Source organism: Klebsiella terrigena (genome assembly GCF_012029655.1).
Classification (GTDB): Bacteria; Pseudomonadota; Gammaproteobacteria; order Enterobacterales; family Enterobacteriaceae; genus Klebsiella; species Klebsiella terrigena.
Genome location: NZ_CP050508.1, coordinates 4,327,795 through 4,345,331 on the forward strand (window position 1 = coordinate 4,327,795; position 17,537 = coordinate 4,345,331).

At 58.3% G+C, this 17,537-nt stretch carries 15 protein-coding genes and 1 pseudogene; 9 read left to right on the plus strand and 7 right to left on the minus strand.

What is annotated here, in order from left to right; translation table 11 throughout:
* Positions 1-34 precede the first annotated feature (34 nt).
* A complete protein-coding gene (locus tag HCK03_RS20315) occupies positions 35-889 on the plus strand; it encodes a thioredoxin family protein (protein WP_148250933.1) in 855 nt (284 codons plus the stop codon).
* Positions 890-942: 53 nt separating this feature from the next.
* On the opposite strand, the gene fetB is transcribed toward HCK03_RS20315, so the two are convergent.
* On the minus strand, positions 943-1,725 hold the full coding sequence (fetB, locus tag HCK03_RS20320; RefSeq protein WP_041144383.1) for an iron efflux ABC transporter permease subunit FetB: 783 nt from the start codon (positions 1,723-1,725) through the stop codon (positions 943-945).
* Positions 1,712-2,389 (minus strand): iron efflux ABC transporter ATP-binding subunit FetA, encoded by a 678-nt coding sequence (gene fetA, locus HCK03_RS20325; RefSeq protein ID WP_167692104.1) that lies wholly within the window; start codon positions 2,387-2,389, stop codon positions 1,712-1,714. The genes fetB and fetA overlap by 14 nt, the downstream gene beginning before the upstream one ends.
* A gap of 137 nt (positions 2,390-2,526) precedes the next feature.
* On the opposite strand from fetA, the gene HCK03_RS20330 reads away from it, so the two are divergent.
* Together HCK03_RS20330 and HCK03_RS20335 are read left to right on the plus strand one after the other, a co-directional pair.
* On the plus strand, positions 2,527-3,444 hold the full coding sequence (locus HCK03_RS20330) for an SPFH domain-containing protein (protein ID WP_041144381.1): 918 nt from the start codon (positions 2,527-2,529) through the stop codon (positions 3,442-3,444).
* Positions 3,441-3,905, plus strand: a complete 465-nt coding sequence (locus tag HCK03_RS20335) for an NfeD family protein (RefSeq protein WP_167692105.1) — start codon at positions 3,441-3,443, stop codon at positions 3,903-3,905. Before HCK03_RS20330 ends, HCK03_RS20335 begins: the two co-directional genes overlap by 4 nt.
* Here HCK03_RS20335 and cueR read toward each other — a convergent pair.
* Positions 3,902-4,312 (minus strand): Cu(I)-responsive transcriptional regulator, encoded by a 411-nt coding sequence (gene cueR / locus HCK03_RS20340; protein ID WP_041144379.1) that lies wholly within the window; start codon positions 4,310-4,312, stop codon positions 3,902-3,904. The genes HCK03_RS20335 and cueR overlap by 4 nt on opposite strands.
* Before the next feature lie 115 nt (positions 4,313-4,427).
* Between cueR and HCK03_RS26450 the strand changes: the two are divergent.
* The 4 genes and pseudogenes from HCK03_RS26450 to ybaK form a co-directional block, all read left to right on the plus strand.
* Positions 4,428-4,601, plus strand: a pseudogene (locus HCK03_RS26450) (STM2901 family protein); the annotation flags it as partial.
* Positions 4,602-4,998: 397 nt separating this feature from the next.
* Positions 4,999-7,500: a copper-exporting P-type ATPase CopA gene (copA, locus tag HCK03_RS20345; RefSeq protein WP_167692106.1), complete on the plus strand. Its 2,502-nt coding sequence runs from the start codon at positions 4,999-5,001 to the stop codon at positions 7,498-7,500.
* Between the two features lie 143 nt (positions 7,501-7,643).
* Positions 7,644-8,438: a TraB/GumN family protein gene (locus tag HCK03_RS20350; protein WP_167692107.1), complete on the plus strand. Its 795-nt coding sequence runs from the start codon at positions 7,644-7,646 to the stop codon at positions 8,436-8,438.
* A 201-nt stretch (positions 8,439-8,639) separates the two neighbouring features.
* Positions 8,640-9,119, plus strand: coding sequence for a Cys-tRNA(Pro)/Cys-tRNA(Cys) deacylase YbaK (gene ybaK / locus HCK03_RS20355; protein ID WP_076944707.1), 480 nt, complete (start codon positions 8,640-8,642; stop codon positions 9,117-9,119).
* 68 nt (positions 9,120-9,187) lie between these two features.
* Here the strand turns inward: ybaK and ushA are convergent, their stop codons facing one another.
* On the minus strand, positions 9,188-10,840 hold the full coding sequence (ushA, locus tag HCK03_RS20360; protein WP_167692108.1) for a bifunctional UDP-sugar hydrolase/5'-nucleotidase UshA: 1,653 nt from the start codon (positions 10,838-10,840) through the stop codon (positions 9,188-9,190).
* 163 nt (positions 10,841-11,003) lie between these two features.
* Here ushA and HCK03_RS20365 point away from each other — a divergent pair, with 163 nt between their 5' ends.
* The gene (locus HCK03_RS20365) at positions 11,004-12,224 is read left to right on the plus strand and encodes an MFS transporter (protein ID WP_041144371.1); all 1,221 of its coding nucleotides are present in this window, start codon (positions 11,004-11,006) and stop codon (positions 12,222-12,224) included.
* Positions 12,225-12,547: 323 nt separating this feature from the next.
* The gene (gene ybaL, locus HCK03_RS20370; protein WP_167692109.1) at positions 12,548-14,224 is read left to right on the plus strand and encodes a YbaL family putative K(+) efflux transporter; all 1,677 of its coding nucleotides are present in this window, start codon (positions 12,548-12,550) and stop codon (positions 14,222-14,224) included.
* A gap of 83 nt (positions 14,225-14,307) precedes the next feature.
* On the opposite strand, the gene HCK03_RS20375 is transcribed toward ybaL, so the two are convergent.
* The 3 genes from HCK03_RS20375 to adk all read right to left on the minus strand — a co-directional run bounded on the left by HCK03_RS20375 (position 14,308) and on the right by adk (position 17,410).
* Positions 14,308-15,612, minus strand: a complete 1,305-nt coding sequence (locus HCK03_RS20375) for an inosine/guanosine kinase (RefSeq protein WP_135185108.1) — start codon at positions 15,610-15,612, stop codon at positions 14,308-14,310.
* Between the two features lie 63 nt (positions 15,613-15,675).
* Positions 15,676-16,638: a ferrochelatase gene (gene hemH / locus HCK03_RS20380; protein ID WP_041144368.1), complete on the minus strand. Its 963-nt coding sequence runs from the start codon at positions 16,636-16,638 to the stop codon at positions 15,676-15,678.
* Between the two features lie 127 nt (positions 16,639-16,765).
* Positions 16,766-17,410, minus strand: coding sequence for an adenylate kinase (gene adk, locus HCK03_RS20385; RefSeq protein ID WP_041144367.1), 645 nt, complete (start codon positions 17,408-17,410; stop codon positions 16,766-16,768).
* Positions 17,411-17,537: the final 127 nt, after the last annotated feature.

Below are 17,537 nucleotides of genomic sequence, written 5' to 3' on the forward strand. Positions count from 1 at the left end.
ATGTATACAAAAAATTGATTAAAGAGATGCGCTTATGTCAGTACAGAATATTATCAACATTACCGAAGCTAACCTGCACCAGACGCTGGAACAATCCGTTACCGCGCCGGTGCTGTTTTATTTCTGGTCCGCGCGCAGCCAGCACTGCGAGCAGCTGACGCCGATTCTGGAAAGCCTGGCGGCGCAGTACAACGGTCAGTTTATCCTGGCGAAAGTGGACTGCGACGCCGAGCAGATGCTGGCTTCACAGTTCGGCCTGCGTTCGATCCCAACGGTTTATCTGTTCCAGAACGGTCAGCCGGTGGACGGCTTTGAAGGCCCGCAGCCTGAGTCCGCCGTGCGCGCGCTGCTTGATAAGGTGCTGCCGCGCGAAGAAGAGCTAAAGGCCCAGCAGGCGCTGGCGCTGATGCAGGAAGAGAAGTACGCCGAAGCCCTGCCGCTGCTGAAAGAGGCGTGGCAGCTCTCCGCGCAGGATAGCCAGATTGGCCTGCTGCTGGCGGAAACCCTGATCGCCCTGCAGCGCTCCGACGAGGCCGAAGCGGTGCTGAAAACCGTTCCACTGCAGGATCAGGATACCCGTTTCCAGGGGCTGGTGGCGCAGATTGAACTGCTCAAGCAGGCGGCCGATACCCCGGAAATCCAGCTGCTCCAGCAGCAGGTTGAGCAAAACCCGCAGGACGCAGCGCTGGCGGCCCAGCTGGCCCTGCAGCTGCATCAGGTTGGCCGCAACGAAGAGGCGCTGGCGCTGCTGTTCAGCCATCTGCAGAAAGATTTAGACGCCGGCGACGGCCAGGTGCGCAAGATGCTGCAGGAAATTCTGGCCGCCCTCGGCACCGGCGATGCGCTGGCCGCGAAATATCGCCGTCAGCTCTACTCTCTGCTGTACTGATCGTTACGCCACAAAACCCTCCCCGGCGGCGCTGCGCCGACCGGGGAATGCGGCTAAGCGCTCTTTTTCAGCTGCGTCACCACCAGCTGGTGGCGCGGGTTAAAGAATTTCCGGTAGGTCAGATAGCCGGCGATGATGGTGGAGAGACTGGCGGTCGATAGCAGCATAAACGTGACCATTATCTGATACTTAATCGCTTTAACCGGATCTATCCCGGCAAAAATCAGCCCCGACATCATCCCCGGCAGACTCACCAACCCCACCGTTTTCGCCGAATCAATGGTCGGAATAAGCGCGGCGCGAATGCTCTCGCGAATTAATCCGGCAGAGGCCATTTTCGGCGTCGCGCCGAGGCTCAGCTTCTCCTGAATCTGCTGCTGTTCGCTGCTGAAGCGCTGGCCCATATTGTTGTAGCACAGCCCCACCGCCACCATCGCGTTGCCGGCGACCATGCCGGCAATCGGGATCACCTGCATCGGCACGAAAGAGATCGAGCCGGAGAAGACCAGCACCGCCAGGGTCAGCCCCGCGCCGGTAGTAATGGCGATAAACGATGAGATGAAGGCCTTATCGATATATTTGCTGCGCTTTTGCGCGTTCCACGCCGCGTTAAAACAGATAAACAGCACCATAAGCAGCGTCAGCAGGACGTGATTGACGTTGAAGATATATTTCAGCACGTAGCCGACGATAATCAGCTGCACCACCGCCCGGCAAATGCTCCAGACGATATCTTTCTCCAGCGCCAGCTTTTCGCGATAGCTCACCACGATGGCCACCAGCACCAGCACCATCGACAGGGCCAGCGATTCGTTCGTGATATTATGCCCGTTCATTGATAATCTCCTGTCCCTCTGCGCTCGCCGGCTGCAGCGTAATCACTTCATCAGCGTGGTCAATTTCATTCCGGTCATGCGTCACCCACAGCACCGCAATATTCTTTTCCGTCGTATAGCGATGAATAATATCGTTGACGTTGCGCTTATTGCTCTCATCCAGGGCGCTGGTAATTTCATCGAGCAGCAGCACCTGCGGCAAAAACTGCAAATTGCGGATCAGCGAAACGCGCTGCTTTTCTCCGCCCGAAAGTTCGTTGATCGATTTGCCCAACGTATTTTCCGCCAGCCCGAAGCGGCGTAAATCGGCAATCAGCGCCTGCGGGTCCGGCTGCTGGTTGCGAATTTGCCACGGGAAGATGAGGTTGTCATAAACCGAGTCGCCGAACAGCGCCGGGGTTTGTGCACAGTATGAGACCTGCTGGCGGTAGGTTTCCGGCGATAGCGTATTGATATCCTTACCGGAATAAAAAATCTGCCCGCTGGTCGGGCTGAGCAGCGAGGCGATAATTTTTAGCAGCGTACTTTTACCGCAGCCGGAGGGTCCGGTAATTAGCTTAAATTCCCCGGCGCCCAGCTCGAGATTAATATTATGCAAAATGACCGACTTATCGATCTGAAAGCCAACGCCGTCAAGGCGCAAGATAGCGTTATTTTCCTTCATTATCGTTCCATATATTTCCCAAAACCCGACTAGTTTACTCCACTTTTCTTTCGCCAGGATGAGGAGAAAGATATACTCGATTTAAACATGCGTCATTTTGCTGACGCCTGGCAGGCAATTAAACAGGAGGTTTTTTGATGCTAATTTTTATCCCGGTTCTCATTTTCGTCGCCCTGGTTATCGTGATTGCCGGAGTGAAAATTGTCCCGCAGGGTTACCAGTGGACCGTCGAGCGCTTTGGCCGCTATACCATGACCCTTCAGCCGGGCCTGAGCCTGGTGGTGCCGTTTATGGACCGCATCGGGCGGAAAATTAATATGATGGAGCAGGTGCTGGACATCCCCTCGCAGGAGGTTATTTCACGCGATAACGCCAACGTCACCATCGATGCGGTGTGCTTTATTCAGGTTATTGATGCGCCGAAAGCGGCCTATGAGGTCAGCAACCTCGAGCTGGCGATCATCAACCTGACGATGACCAACATTCGTACCGTGCTCGGCTCAATGGAGCTCGACGAAATGCTCTCCCAGCGCGACAGCATCAACACCCGCCTGCTGCATATCGTCGATGAGGCCACTAACCCGTGGGGGATCAAAATCACCCGCGTGGAAATTCGCGACGTGCGCCCGCCGGCGGAGCTTATCTCCTCGATGAACGCGCAGATGAAGGCCGAGCGTACCAAGCGCGCCTATATTCTGGAGGCCGAAGGGATACGTCAGGCGGAAATCCTCAAAGCCGAAGGCGAAAAGCAGTCGCAAATTCTGAAAGCCGAAGGCGAGCGCCAGTCGGCGTTCCTGCAGGCAGAAGCGCGTGAACGTTCGGCGGAAGCGGAGGCTCGCGCCACCCAAATGGTCTCTTCCGCTATTGCCTCCGGGGATATTCAGGCGATTAACTACTTCGTCGCGCAGAAATATACCGACGCGCTGCAGCAGATCGGCGCAGCAAATAACAGCAAAGTTGTGCTGATGCCGCTCGACGCGACCAGCCTGATGGGCTCCATCGCCGGGATTAGCGAACTGCTTAAAGAAGGCGCCGGCGAACGGAAAAAACTATGATTGCGATGATACTGGTCCATCCGCATCTCTTCTGGCTCAGCCTCGGCGGGCTGCTGCTGGCGGCGGAGATGCTCGGCGGCAACGGCTATCTGCTGTGGAGCGGGGTTGCCGGCGTTATCACCGGCGCCCTGACCTGGATGCTGCCGCTGGGCTGGGAGTGGCAGGGCACGCTGTTTGCCGCGCTGACCCTGCTGGCGGCCTGGCTCTGGTCGCGCTGGCTGCGCGGCCAGGTGAAGCGGCAGAAGCCGGCCGACGCCCGGCTTAACCAGCGCGGGAATCAGCTGATCGGGCGCATCTTCTCGCTGGAGACGGCGCTGGTTAACGGCCGCGGCCACGTGCGCGTTGGCGATAGCTCATGGCCGGTGGTCGCCGACGAGGACCTCCCGGCGGGCAGTAAGGTAGAGGTGCTGGCCGTTGAGGGCATCATGCTGCGGATCAGGCTCGCCCCTCCCCAGCGCTAACTCTGGGCCTTGCGATGACAGCAGCCGGAGAGATTGTCGATAATCGGGCAGTCCGCACCGTCATCGCCGGGACAGGACTCCGCCAGCGCCAGCAGGTGGCTGCGCATGCTCTGCAGCTCGCTGATATGACGTTCGATATCAGCGACTTTATCCAGCGTTCTGCGTTTGACGTCGGCGCTATGCCGCGACGGATCGTTAAACAGGCCGACCAGCTCGCGGCACTCCTCCAGATTAAAGCCAACCTGTCGCGCCTGGCGCAGCAGGGTCAGCTCGTCCAGATGCCGCTGGCTGTAGCTGCGGTAGCCGTTTTCACTGCGCAGCGGCGGCGTCACCAGCCCCTTCTCTTCGTAGAAGCGGATCGCTTTACTGGTTAAGCCGGTTTTTTTTGCCACATCGCTGATATTCATCGCCTCTGCACCTCATCGCTTCTCGCACAGCCCCTATTGTAGGACCATTCGCACAATAACCAACCCTGTGCGCAGGGAAAAAAATATAAGCCATATTTTTTATCAGGTTAAGCGCGTCGGCGTGAGAATGCGTAAAACGAATAACCTTGCTGCGGTTATCGCTCGCTATATTCCCTGGTTAGGTTGGATAGGTCTTGTAAATTCAATTTACCAGACAGCAAGAAAAACTCAGGACAAATACAACCTCATAGCCCGCCCGCAGCATCGTATACGCTGGACATCCTTTTGATGGATCCCATATCGGAAGAGGTACTGGCGCTTTTCAGGAAAGAAATTCCACTTTAGATGTCCTTACGTGCCGACCCATTCGCCAGGCACATTGTGTGACTGTCACTCCAGCATCCGTTTTAGCGGAGCAATAGCCGCAATATTAAGCAAAAAAACGGAATCAACGCCGTAACGACTCACGATTAAAACAGAAAAATCGACGTCGGTCTTAACGTTGTACTCGAAAACAGAATGACCTGAACTGAAGTCTACGACCGTTTTTCGGCGATCGGGTATTCAGGCGCTGTCGCTCCGGAACACGGACATCATCCTAAACGATAAAACGCCTTGACCTTCCCCTTGCTGGAAGGTTTAACCTTTATCACAGTCAGCTCATCCACGTAATAAAGGAGTTTGTTATGTCACAAACCATCGACCTGACGCTCGATGGCCTCACCTGCGGCCACTGCGTCAAACGCGTAAAAGAGAGCCTGGAGCAGCGTCCTGACGTTGAGCTGGCGGAGGTCACCACGACCGAAGCCCACGTCACCGGTAGCGCCAGCGCTGAAGCGCTCATCGACACGATTCAGAAAGCCGGATACGGTGCGGAGCTCAGCCACCCAAAGGCTAAACCGCTGGCGGAATCAACACTCCCGTCGGAAGCACTGACAGCGGCCTCTCCTGCGCTTCCGGCAGCCCATGATACCGATGACAGTCAACAGCTGCTGATCAACGGCATGAGCTGCGCCAGCTGCGTTTCCCGGGTACAGAAGGCGCTTGCCGCGGTACCGGGCGTCGCACAGGCGCGGGTAAACCTGGCGGAACGCACTGCGCTGGTCATGGGCAGCGCGTCCGCCGCAGAATTAGTGCAGGCGGTGGAGAAAGCAGGCTACGGTGCCGAGGCTATCGAAGATGACCTGGAGCGCCGCGAGCGCCAGCAGGAGACCGCCATCGCCACCATGAAACGCTTCCGCTGGCAGGCGATCGTCGCCCTGCTGGTGGGCGTTCCGGTGATGGTGTGGGGGATGTTCGGTGACAACATGATGGTCACCGACGACAACCGCTCGCTGTGGCTGGCTATCGGGCTTGTCACCCTGGCGGTGATGGTCTTTGCCGGCGGCCACTTCTATCGCAGCGCCTGGAAAAGCCTGAGAAACGCCACCGCCACTATGGATACGCTGGTGGCGCTGGGTACCGGGGTCGCCTGGCTCTACTCAATGAGCGTCAACCTGTGGCCGCAGTGGTTCCCGATGGAAGCCCGCCACCTCTACTATGAAGCCAGCGCCATGATTATCGGCCTGATTAACCTCGGCCATATGCTGGAAGCCCGCGCCCGGCAGCGCTCTTCGCGGGCGCTGGAAAAGCTGCTCGATCTGACGCCGCCGTCGGCACGCGTCGTCACGCCAGAGGGCGAAAAAAGCGTACCGCTGGCCGACGTTATGCCCGGCATGACCCTGCGTCTGACCACCGGCGACCGGGTGCCGGTTGACGGCATCATCTCGCAGGGCGAGGCCTGGATGGATGAAGCCATGCTCACCGGTGAACCGATCCCACAGCAAAAAGGCGACGGAGATCCGCTGCACGCCGGTACGGTTGTGCAGGACGGCAGCGTCCTGTTTACCGCCAGCGCCGTGGGGAGTCAGACCACGCTGGCGCGTATTATCCGCATGGTGCGCCAGGCGCAGAGCAGTAAGCCCGAAATCGGCCAGCTGGCGGATAAAATTTCCGCCGTCTTCGTCCCGACGGTGGTGGTCATTGCGCTGTTCAGCGCAGCAATCTGGTACTTCTTCGGTCCGGCGCCGCAAATCGTCTATACCCTGATAATCGCCACCACGGTGCTGATTATCGCCTGTCCCTGCGCTTTGGGCCTGGCCACGCCGATGTCGATTATTTCCGGCGTCGGGCGGGCGGCGGAGTACGGCGTGCTGGTGCGCGATGCCGATGCGCTGCAGCGCGCCAGCCAGCTGGATACCGTCGTATTCGATAAAACCGGGACCCTGACCGAGGGGAAACCGCAGGTTGTGGCGGTGAAAACCTTTACTGATCTCGACGAGGCGAGCGCTTTACGCCTGGCCGCCGCGCTGGAGCAGGGCTCCAGCCACCCTCTGGCGCGGGCGATCCTCGACAAAGCGGCGGAGATCACGCTGCCAACGGTCGGCAACTTCCGTACCCTTCGCGGGCTGGGGGTGAGCGGCGAAGCCGACGGCCATCGTCTCCTGCTCGGTAACCAGGCGCTGCTCAACGAGCAGAATATTGCCACCGACGCGGCGGAGAGCGATCTCAACGCTCAGGCCTCGCAGGGCGCCACGCCGGTGCTGCTGGCGGTCGACGGCGAGGTTGCCGCGCTGATCGCCATTCGCGATCCGCTGCGCAGCGACAGCGTGGCGGCGCTGGCCCGCCTGCATCGCCAGGGCTACCGTCTGGTGATGCTCACCGGGGATAACCCGATTACGGCCAACGCCATCGCCAAAGAGGCGGGTATCGATGAGGTGATTGCCGGCGTCCTGCCGGACGGTAAAGCCGATGCCATCAAGCGTCTGCAAAGCCAGGGCCACCAGGTCGCGATGGTCGGCGATGGTATTAACGACGCCCCGGCGCTGGCGCAGGCCGATGTCGGCATTGCGATGGGCGGCGGCAGCGACGTCGCCATTGAAACGGCGGCGATTACCCTGATGCGCCATAGCCTGAACGGCGTCGCCGACGCGCTGGCGATTGCAAAGGCCACGCTGCGTAATATGAAGCAGAACCTGCTGGGCGCCTTTGTCTATAACTCGCTGGGTATTCCGATTGCCGCCGGGATCCTCTGGCCGCTGACAGGCACGCTGCTCAACCCGGTGGTTGCCGGGGCGGCGATGGCGCTCTCTTCCATTACCGTGGTGAGCAACGCCAACCGGCTGCTGCGTTTTAAACCAAAAGAGTAGCCCCTCGCGCGGGTCAGCACCTGACCCCTTCCCGGACAGCGGCATCACGCACTGTCCGGGCTATTACACGCCGATCCTCCCGCCCACGCTTGCACCCTCAGGCCGCGCGCGCTAGCATGAGTTCTTCACTTTGCGGAGCGCGTATGGGCCTGTTAAACCGAATAAAAATGCTGTGGCGATCCGCCGTTGGCTCGTCTTATTCCTGGCCGGCACTGGATGTTACCCTCCCAGGCGGGCGCTATCTGCACCTCGTCGGCAGTATTCATATGGGCACCCGCGATATGGCGCCGCCCCCGGCCAGGCTGCTGAAAAAAATTCGCCAGGCCGATGCGCTGATTGTGGAAGCCGATATTACCGGGAACGAAACGCCCTTCAGCAACCTCCCCTCTTATCCGCCGCTGGCCGAGCGCCTGAGTCCCGAGCAGCTCGTTGAGCTGGAAGCCCGCGCCGCGGAGCTGGGGCTGGCAACCGCCCTCTTCGATAGCCAGCCGCTGTGGCAGGTTGCCATGGTGCTGCAGGCGACCCAGGCGCAAAAGCTGGGGCTTCGTCCGGATTACGGGATTGATTATCAGCTGCTGATGGCGGCGCGCGAAAGCCGCGTGCGGGTGATGGAGCTGGAGGGGACCGATAGCCAGATTGCGCTGCTGCGCGATTTGCCCGACGGCGGGCTGGCGCTGCTGGAAGACACGCTGACCCACTGGCGAACCAACGCCCGTCTTCTGCAGGTGATGATCGGCTGGTGGCTGGAGCAGCCGCCGACAACAGGGGCGACCTCGCTACCCACAACCTTTAGCCAGTCGCTGTACGATGTTCTGATGCATCAGCGCAACCTCGCCTGGCGCGAGACGCTGCTGGCTCTGCCTCCGGGGCGCTACGTTGTCGCCGTCGGCGCGCTGCATTTATACGGTGAAGGGAACCTGCCTGATATGCTGACGTAAAAAAATGGCCAATATTTCTATTGGCCCGTCAAAGAGGAATTTCATCATTATTATTATCCCGAGATTCGCACCTCGGATCGTTCGATTGTCGCTCAAAGTGACCATCACTGCCAATACTATTGCGCAAGATGGTACTATTTTTTACACAATCATCAGGCGTATGCTTAACGTACATTAGATCGGTTGGTAAGAAGGATAGCGATGACTCCCGCCGTTAAATTACTCGAAAAAAACAAAATTGCTTTTACGATCCACAGCTACGATCACGATCCCGGCGAAACCAATTTCGGCGACGAAGTGGTGCGCAAGCTCGGCCTGAACGCCGATCGGGTGTATAAAACGCTGCTGGTGGCGCTCAACGGGGATATGAAGCATCTGGCCGTCGCGGTCACCCCGGTTGCCGGTCAGCTGGATTTGAAAAAAGTGGCCAAAGCCCTGGGCGCGAAGAAAGTGGATATGGCCGACCCGATGGTGGCGCAGCGGGTAACCGGCTATCTGGTCGGCGGCATCAGCCCGCTTGGCCAGAAAAAGCGCCTGCCGACGGTGATTGACGCCCCGGCGCAGGAGTTCGCCAGCGTGTATATCTCAGGCGGCAAACGCGGACTGGATATCGAGCTGGCGGCCAGCGATCTGGCGAAAATCCTGGATGCGAAGTTCGCCGATATCGCCCGCCGCGATTAATCTTTCCAGCCACCTCGCGCTGCGCTTCGCCGGGCTGAACCCACGACCCGGCGAGCGACGCGGCCCCGTTACTGCCAGCTCACCTCGCCTTTCGGCTCAAACGCCGCCGCGTCCAGCGGGGAGTTCTTCTGGATATACTCCTTCAGCACTTCAGCGTCGATGAACCCGGTGTTGACGTAGCCTGGCTTAGCGTCGATGTGCGGATAGCCGTCGCCGCCGGTGCCGTTAAAGCTCAGGGTCGCCATGCGGTAGGTTTTCGTCGGATCGACCGGCTGGCCTTTGATTTTCAAATCATTCAGCTTGCCGTCTTTCGCCACAAAGCTGACGTTGGCGAACTGCGGATAGGCCCCGGAATCGGGCTTCATCTGCGCCACGGTGGTAAGATACTCCGTCACCTCCTGGCCGTTCATATCGACATACACCAGCACGTTGCCGAACGGCTGCACCTTCATCACGTCTTTATAGGTAATATCCCCGGCTTCGATGGAGTCGCGGATACCGCCGCCGCTCATCACCGCAAAATCGGCGCCGCTGCGCGCCATCTGCGCCGCCAGCAGAAGCTGTCCCATATTGGTCTGCACGAAGCGTACCTTGCTACGATCGCCCTCAAGATGGCCGTTGACGCTGCCGATTTTCACCTGCAGCTGCGCTTTGCCCTTATTCTGGAACGGCGTCAGCAGCGACAGCATCTGCGCGTTTTCCGGGATCTGCGGCGTATAGAGCACGCGTTCGCTCTGGCCGTTGTCGTAGGTCACCTTTTTCTTCAGGTTGACCGGGATCAGCTGATAGTGCACCAGCTTCATTTCACCGTTGCGGAATTCAAAATCCGCGCGGCCCACGTATTTACCCCATTCGTGCGCCTGGACTATCCAGATACCGTTTTGCCTGTCCGGCGCGCACGGCGTACCGGGAACATAATCCACCTGCTTTTTATTCTCCGCCGCCATGCATACCGGATCCTGCGAATGGCCGCCGACGATCATCGCCAGCGCTCCGGCAGGGAGGCTGCGCGCCATCTCCACGTCGCCCGGGGCATTAGAACCGTGAGCGCCGTTGTCATAATGGCCCATATGGGTCGTCGCCAGAATGACGTCCGGCTTTTCATTCTGCTGCAGCTCCTGAATCACCAGCTTCGCTTCTTCCGCCGGGTTGCGGAATTCAATATCGGTGAAGTACTCCGGGTTGCCAATTTTCGCCGTATCGTCCGTCGTCAGGCCAATCACCGCGATATTCAGCCCGCCGCGCTTAAACAGGGCCCAGGGCTTAAACAGGCGCTCACCGGTGCTTTTCTGGTAAATATTAGCCGACAGGAACGGGAATTTAGCCCACTTCTCCTGCTGGCGCAGCACGCTGAGTGGATTATCGAACTCGTGGTTGCCCACCGCCATGGCGTCGTAGCCCACCAGGTTCATGCCGCGAAAGTCAGGCTCCGCATCCTGTAAATCAGACTCCGGAACCCCGGTATTAATATCGCCGCCGGACAGCAGCAGCACGCTGCCGCCCTCGGCGGCAACCTCTTTGCGAATACCGTCCACCAGCGTTTTTTGCGCCGACAGACCGTATTCACCGTAATCGCTACGCCAGAAATGTCCGTGGTGATCGTTGGTATGCAGGATGGTGATTTTATAGGTTTTATCCTGCTCATAGGCCTGCGCTGACAGGCTTCCCAGCGATAGCGCCGCCAATAACGCCAGCGCCACACCCTGTTTCACAAATTGCATCTTTCACTCCCTGATTTAATAACAAGTGCCGAAAGTATAGCGAGTTAAGCCATTAGACAAATAGGTTTTCAGAATTGCGGCTTCCTTCAAACCTTAGGCGCGGGTATGTTAGTCAGATAATAATTCCACCTGCATCCTCTCATAAGAACCTTTAAGCGAATCTATGGCAATGAATCAGACTGCTCAACCCTTACCCGGCTCCGCTGCGCCGCCGCAAAAAGCACGCACCTCGTTTCGCATTCTGGGGGCCATCAGCCTTTCCCACCTGCTGAACGATATGATCCAGTCGCTGATCCTCGCGATCTACCCGCTGCTACAGTCGGAGTTTTCCCTCTCCTTTGTGCAAATCGGCATGATCACCCTCACCTTCCAGCTCGCATCTTCGCTCCTGCAGCCGGTGGTGGGCTATATAACCGATAAGCACCCGATGCCGTGGTCGCTGCCCGTTGGCATGTGCTTTACCCTCTGCGGGCTGGTGCTGCTGGCGCTGGCGGGAAGCTTTGGTACGGTGCTGCTGGCCGCCGCGCTGGTCGGTACCGGCTCCTCGGTCTTCCATCCGGAATCTTCTCGCGTGGCGCGCATGGCCTCCGGCGGACGCCACGGCCTGGCGCAGTCGCTGTTCCAGGTTGGCGGAAACTTTGGCAGCTCGCTGGGCCCGCTGCTGGCGGCGGTGATCATTGCCCCTTACGGCAAAGGCAACGTTGCCTGGTTCGTACTGGCCGCGCTGCTGGCTATCGTTGTGCTGTCGCAAATCAGCCGCTGGTACGCCGCGCAGCATCGGATGAACAAAGGGAAACCTAAGGCCGTCATCGCTAATCCGCTGCCCAAAAATAAAGTTATTCTGGCGGTAAGCATCCTGCTGATGCTTATTTTCTCGAAATACTTCTATATGGCGAGCATTAGCAGCTATTACACCTTTTATCTGATGGATAAGTTTGGCTTATCGATCCAAAACGCGCAGATTCACCTGTTTATCTTCCTGTTCGCGGTTGCCGCAGGAACGGTGATTGGCGGGCCTGTCGGCGATAAAATTGGGCGGAAATACGTTATTTGGGGTTCTATCCTCGGCGTAGCGCCGTTTACCCTTGTTTTACCCTATGCCACCCTCGAGTGGACGGGGATTTTGACCATGATAATTGGTTTTATCCTCGCATCGGCGTTTTCTGCCATTCTGGTTTACGCCCAGGAGCTATTACCGGGCCGAATTGGCATGGTTTCCGGCCTGTTCTTCGGCTTTGCATTCGGCATGGGCGGCCTGGGAGCCGCGGTGCTGGGGCTGTTAGCCGATCACACCAGTATCGAGCTGGTCTATAAAATCTGCGCTTTCCTGCCTCTGCTCGGCATATTGACGATATTCCTCCCTAACAATCATCAAAAAGCGTGATTATACGGCAGCCAAAGTGAAACTTTGGCTGCCGTCATCCCTTACCCCATCAGGATCGCCCCAGCATTACCTACCCCTGTTTTCCGATCTGTGCTTTTTTGCGGGCTAATTCCAGTTTTCTGCATAATTCAATAATTATTCATAAACAAAACGGCTAAAAGTGTCATAAACTATTAATCGGTTTTTAGGTTTATGCCCCCTATCATTCGAGTTGCATCAGGGCCGCGAGCAGGATGAACGCGCGAAGCTAACGCCGATGCAGCCTGAAGGATGAGGTGCTTAATACCGAAAATGGATTGGCTCACCACATGCAAGGAGACGGAATGCACCACGCAACACCGCTTATCACCACCATTGTCGGCGGGCTGGTCCTCGCTTTTATTTTTGGCATGATCGCCAATAAGCTACGTATTTCTCCACTGGTGGGCTACCTGTTAGCGGGCGTACTCTCCGGCCCTTTTACCCCGGGTTTTGTTGCTGATACCAAGCTGGCGCCAGAGCTGGCCGAGCTTGGGGTCATTTTGCTGATGTTCGGCGTCGGTCTGCATTTCTCTTTAAAAGATTTAATGGCGGTAAAGTCGATAGCCATCCCCGGCGCGATTGCCCAGATAGGCGTGGCAACGCTGCTAGGTATGGCGCTTTCAGCAATGCTGGGCTGGTCGCTGATGACCGGTATCGTTTTTGGCCTGTGTCTTTCTACCGCCAGTACCGTGGTGCTGCTGCGCGCGTTGGAAGAACGCCAGCTTATTGATAGCCAGCGAGGGCAAATCGCCATCGGCTGGCTCATCGTCGAAGATTTAGTGATGGTGCTGACGCTGGTCCTGCTGCCCGCCGTCGCCGGAATGACGGAAAAAGGCGACGTCGGCCTGGCGTCGCTGACCGTGGATATGGGCATCACTATCGGCAAAGTCGTCGCCTTTATCGCCATTATGATGCTGGTTGGCCGCCGCCTGGTGCCGTGGATTTTATCGCGCAGCGCCGCGACCGGCTCGCGCGAACTGTTTACGCTTTCGGTGCTGGCGCTGGCACTCGGAATTGCCTTCGGCGCGGTTGAACTGTTTGACGTCTCCTTTGCCCTCGGCGCCTTTTTCGCCGGCATGGTGCTCAACGAATCCGAGCTCAGCCATCGCGCCGCCCACGATACGCTGCCGCTTCGCGACGCGTTCGCGGTGCTGTTCTTTGTTTCCGTCGGCATGCTGTTCGACCCGATGATCCTGCTGGAGCAGCCGCTGGCGGTGCTGGCAACGCTGGCGATTATCATCTTCGGTAAATCGCTGGTGGCCTACTTCCTCGTGCGGATGTTCGGCCACTCTACGCGCACCGCGCTGACCATCGCCGCCAGCCTGGCGCAAATCGGCGAGTTCGCCTTTATCCTCGCCGGGCTCGGCATGGCGCTGGATCTGCTGCCACAGGCCGGGCAGAACCTGGTGCTTGCCGGGGCGATTATCTCCATTATGCTCAACCCGGTGCTGTTCGCGCTGCTGGAGAAATACCTCGTTAAAACCGAAACACTCGACGAGCAAACCCTCGAAGAGGTGCTGGAAGAAGAGAAGCAAATTCCGGTCGATATCTGCAATCACGCGCTGCTGGTCGGCTTTGGCCGCGTCGGCAGCCTGCTCGGCGAGAAGCTGATGGCGCAGGGTATTCCGCTGGTGGTTATCGAAACGTCACGCACCCGCGTGGACGAGCTGCGCGAACGCGGCATTCGCGCGGTGCTGGGCAATGCGGCAAACGAAGAGATTATGAATCTGGCGCATCTGGACTGCGCCCGCTGGCTGCTTCTGACCATCCCTAACGGCTACGAGGCGGGAGAAATCGTAGCCTCTGCGCGCGAGAAGTGCCCGAACATCGAGATTATCGCCCGCGCGCACTATGATGACGAAGTGGACTATATTGTCGAACGCGGCGCGAACCAGGTGGTCATGGGCGAGCGCGAAATCGCCCGCGCCATGCTGCTGCTGCTGGAAACGCCGCCGGCGGGTGAAGTGGTCACCGGCTAAGCTCTGACGCCCTCTCGCCTCGGCTGAGGGCGTGAACCTGTCCCGTCTAACGGTTTCCCTCCCCTGCGGCGAGGGAAACGCGCTTAACGCTCCCAGTACGCCTCTTCGAGGCTGTCTTCCCGCTCCGGCAGCCCGCGGGTTAAACGCGGCGAGTGCTGATTCAGTACCTGATAGCTTACGCGGTTCGCGTATTTGCACACCTGCGCCAGGGATGAGTAGGTCAGCCACTTGCACTTGTGCTTGCTGGAGTTGGGGACGTTATTGCGGTGGTAGTTGTTGGCCGTGATATCGTGCAGCAGCGCCGCCAGCGCGCCGTCGCCGGCACCGTTGGTATTCATGATTTTCTCAGGCCCGCCCATGTACGGGGCGATGTGGGAGTAAATACGCAGCGGGTTTAGACAATCCTGATGGCGCATCGCGCGGCTGAACTCGTACTGATTAAACTCGGCAATGGCCCCCGGCAGCAGCGGGTGCTGGGTTTTGCGTTTCGCCTCGTCTTCGGTGAAGCTGGCCATATACAGGCCCGCAGGCCCGGCGGTGCATAGCACCAGATCAACCCACTCCAGCGCCTTATCTGAGGCCAGCAGCGGATCGGCAAGCCCGGTCAGCGCCTCGGCCTCTTCTTCGTTCATCGCCAGAATCGAGACATTTTCCTTCAGGAAGGCCTGCCACCACTGCGGGTTGTCGGCAATGACGTATTTGGTACCCAGCGTCAGCACCACCGGCACGTCGTGTTTTTTCGCATACTCAATCGCTTTCATCGTGGCGTCCGGCATCGGTTCGCCGGGCTTGCAGCGCACCAGATATGAGGTCAGGACCAGCGCTGAGGCGCCGGCAATCACCGCTTCCGGGATACTTTCCGGGCGCAGCTTATTCATGTGCCCTGGGCTGATGGCGAAGGTGCGCTCGCCGGAGTCGCCGATCAGGGTGAAGCAGCGGCCGATCGCCCCGTCCACGCCCTGAAGATAGTTAAGATCGGTGCGGCTGGAGGTATTACAAAGATAGCGATAGGCGTAGCCGCCGATGTCGATATTGCTGCACATCACGCCAAGCAGCACCGAGCGATCGTCCGCCAGCACCGAATAGTTGTGCATGGTATTGCCGATGGTGCCACCGGCAAACTGGTGGGTGATAAGATCGTTATGCAGCAGATCCTGATAAAGCGCCTCGGCGATATCATCTTCAATCACCAGCGAATGTCCGGCGCTCAGGCCGTAGCGCTCGATAAACGCCTCATCCACTTTCGCTTCGATATCTACCAGCGTCTGGTCAATGCCGACCACCCAGGAAATAGCGGATTCATTTTCCGGCTGAATTTGCTGCAGCAGCGGATCGCGGGCGTTGACGGGAAAGTAGTGTTTAGATTTGCGTTTACCGGGAAATTTCATAGTGGTGGTTTAGTGGCAGTGGACAGGCGGGGAATAGTAGCATATTCCCCGCGCCGCACGCGATTAGCGATACGCTGCCGTCAGGTTAACCATCATTTCAATATGCGCCGCGTCGGCGTTGAGAGCGGGAATATATTCATATTTCTGTCCGCCGGCCTCGAGGAAGAACTCGCGGTTCTGCACGGCAATCTCTTCCAGCGTCTCCAGGCAGTCGGCGGAAAATCCAGGACAGATAACCTGGACGTGCTTCACGCCCTGCTCGCCCAGCATTTTCAGCGTCTCGTCGGTATACGGAGTCAGCCACGGCTCGCGGCCAAAGCGCGACTGGTAGGTCATCATCACCCGATCGGGCGAGAGATCCAGCGCGGAGACCAGCTCACGGGTGGTGTCGCGGCAGCGCTGCGGGTAGACATCCCCTTCGCTAGCGTAGCGCTGCGGAATACCGTGATAGGAGAGCAGCAGCACGTCCGGCTCGCCGTGTTCGGCAAACGAAGCGCGAACGCTGGCGGCGAGCGCCGCAATATAGTCCGCGTCGTCGGCGTAATCACGGATGAAGGAGACACCCGGGATCGCCCGCTTTTTGCCGAGGATCCGCGCCAGCTCGTCCCAAACCGCCGCCACGGTGGAACAGGAGTACTGGGGATAGAGCGGCAGCACCACGATATGGTCAACGCCCTGGGCCAGCAGCTCATCCACCGCGCTTTCCAGCGAGGGTGAACCGTAGCTCATCCCCAGCGCCACCGGCGTCTCCGGCAGTCGGGCGGCCAGCGCCTGCTGCTGCTGACGGCTGTAGACCATCAGCGGCGAGCCCTCTTCCATCCAGACCGACTGGTAAAGCTTCGCCACCCTCGGGGAGCGCAGAGGGAGGATCGCGCCGCGCAGCAGCGGCCACCACAGCAGACGAGGCGTATCAACGACCCGTTTGTCGCTCAGAAATTGTCGCAGATAGCGCTTCACCGCGTCGGGCGTGGGCGCATCGGGAGTGCCTAAATTGGCCAGCAAGATACCTGTTTTCGTCTGATGCATTACCGCCTCTTAACCATTTGAATCGCAGCCAATTGTAGCTGAAATGGCGCTAAACGGAACCAATCATAGAAAAAGGTAGAATGAGAGGTGTTCTCACCCCGTAATGACGGGATGAGAACGCACGGGATTAGCCGAGGATTTTTTCCAGCTCAGCGCGAACTTCAGCCACGGCTTTGGTGCCGTCAACTTTGGCGTATTGGGTGTTACCCGCCTGCGCTTCTTTCTGGTAGTAGCCGATCAGCGGCGCGGTCATCTGATGGTATTCCACCAGGCGCTTACGCACGGTCTCTTCCTGATCGTCTTTACGGGTGCTCAGCTCTTCGCCGGTCACGTCATCTTTGCCTTCAACCTTCGGCGGGTTGAATTTGATGTGGTAAACGCGGCCGGAAGCGGCGTGGACGCGGCGACCGATGATGCGATCGACGATCAGCTCGTCCGGTACGTCAAACTCAAGGACGTAATCGACGGCGATGCCCGCTTCTTTCATGGCGTCAGCCTGAGGAATGGTGCGCGGGAAGCCGTCGAGCAGGAAGCCGTTGCGGCAATCTTCCTGGGTAATACGCTCTTTCACCAGCGCAATCACCAGCTCATCGGTCACCAGCTTGCCGGCGTCCATAATGTCTTTGGCTTGCTTACCCAGCTCAGAGCCAGATTTCACAGCCGCGCGCAGCATATCACCGGTAGAGATTTGCGGAATACCGTATTTCTCCATGATGAACTGAGCCTGAGTTCCTTTACCCGCGCCCGGAGCGCCAAGCAGAATAATACGCATTACGAAAATCCCCTCAAAAGTCGATTCTATTTTTCAAAAACGCTAAACCATACCACCAGAACGCAGATGGCTCAAGGAAGGCAGAGCGGCTGAAACGGTTAATGGTCAGTTTATTTTGGCTGAAGAG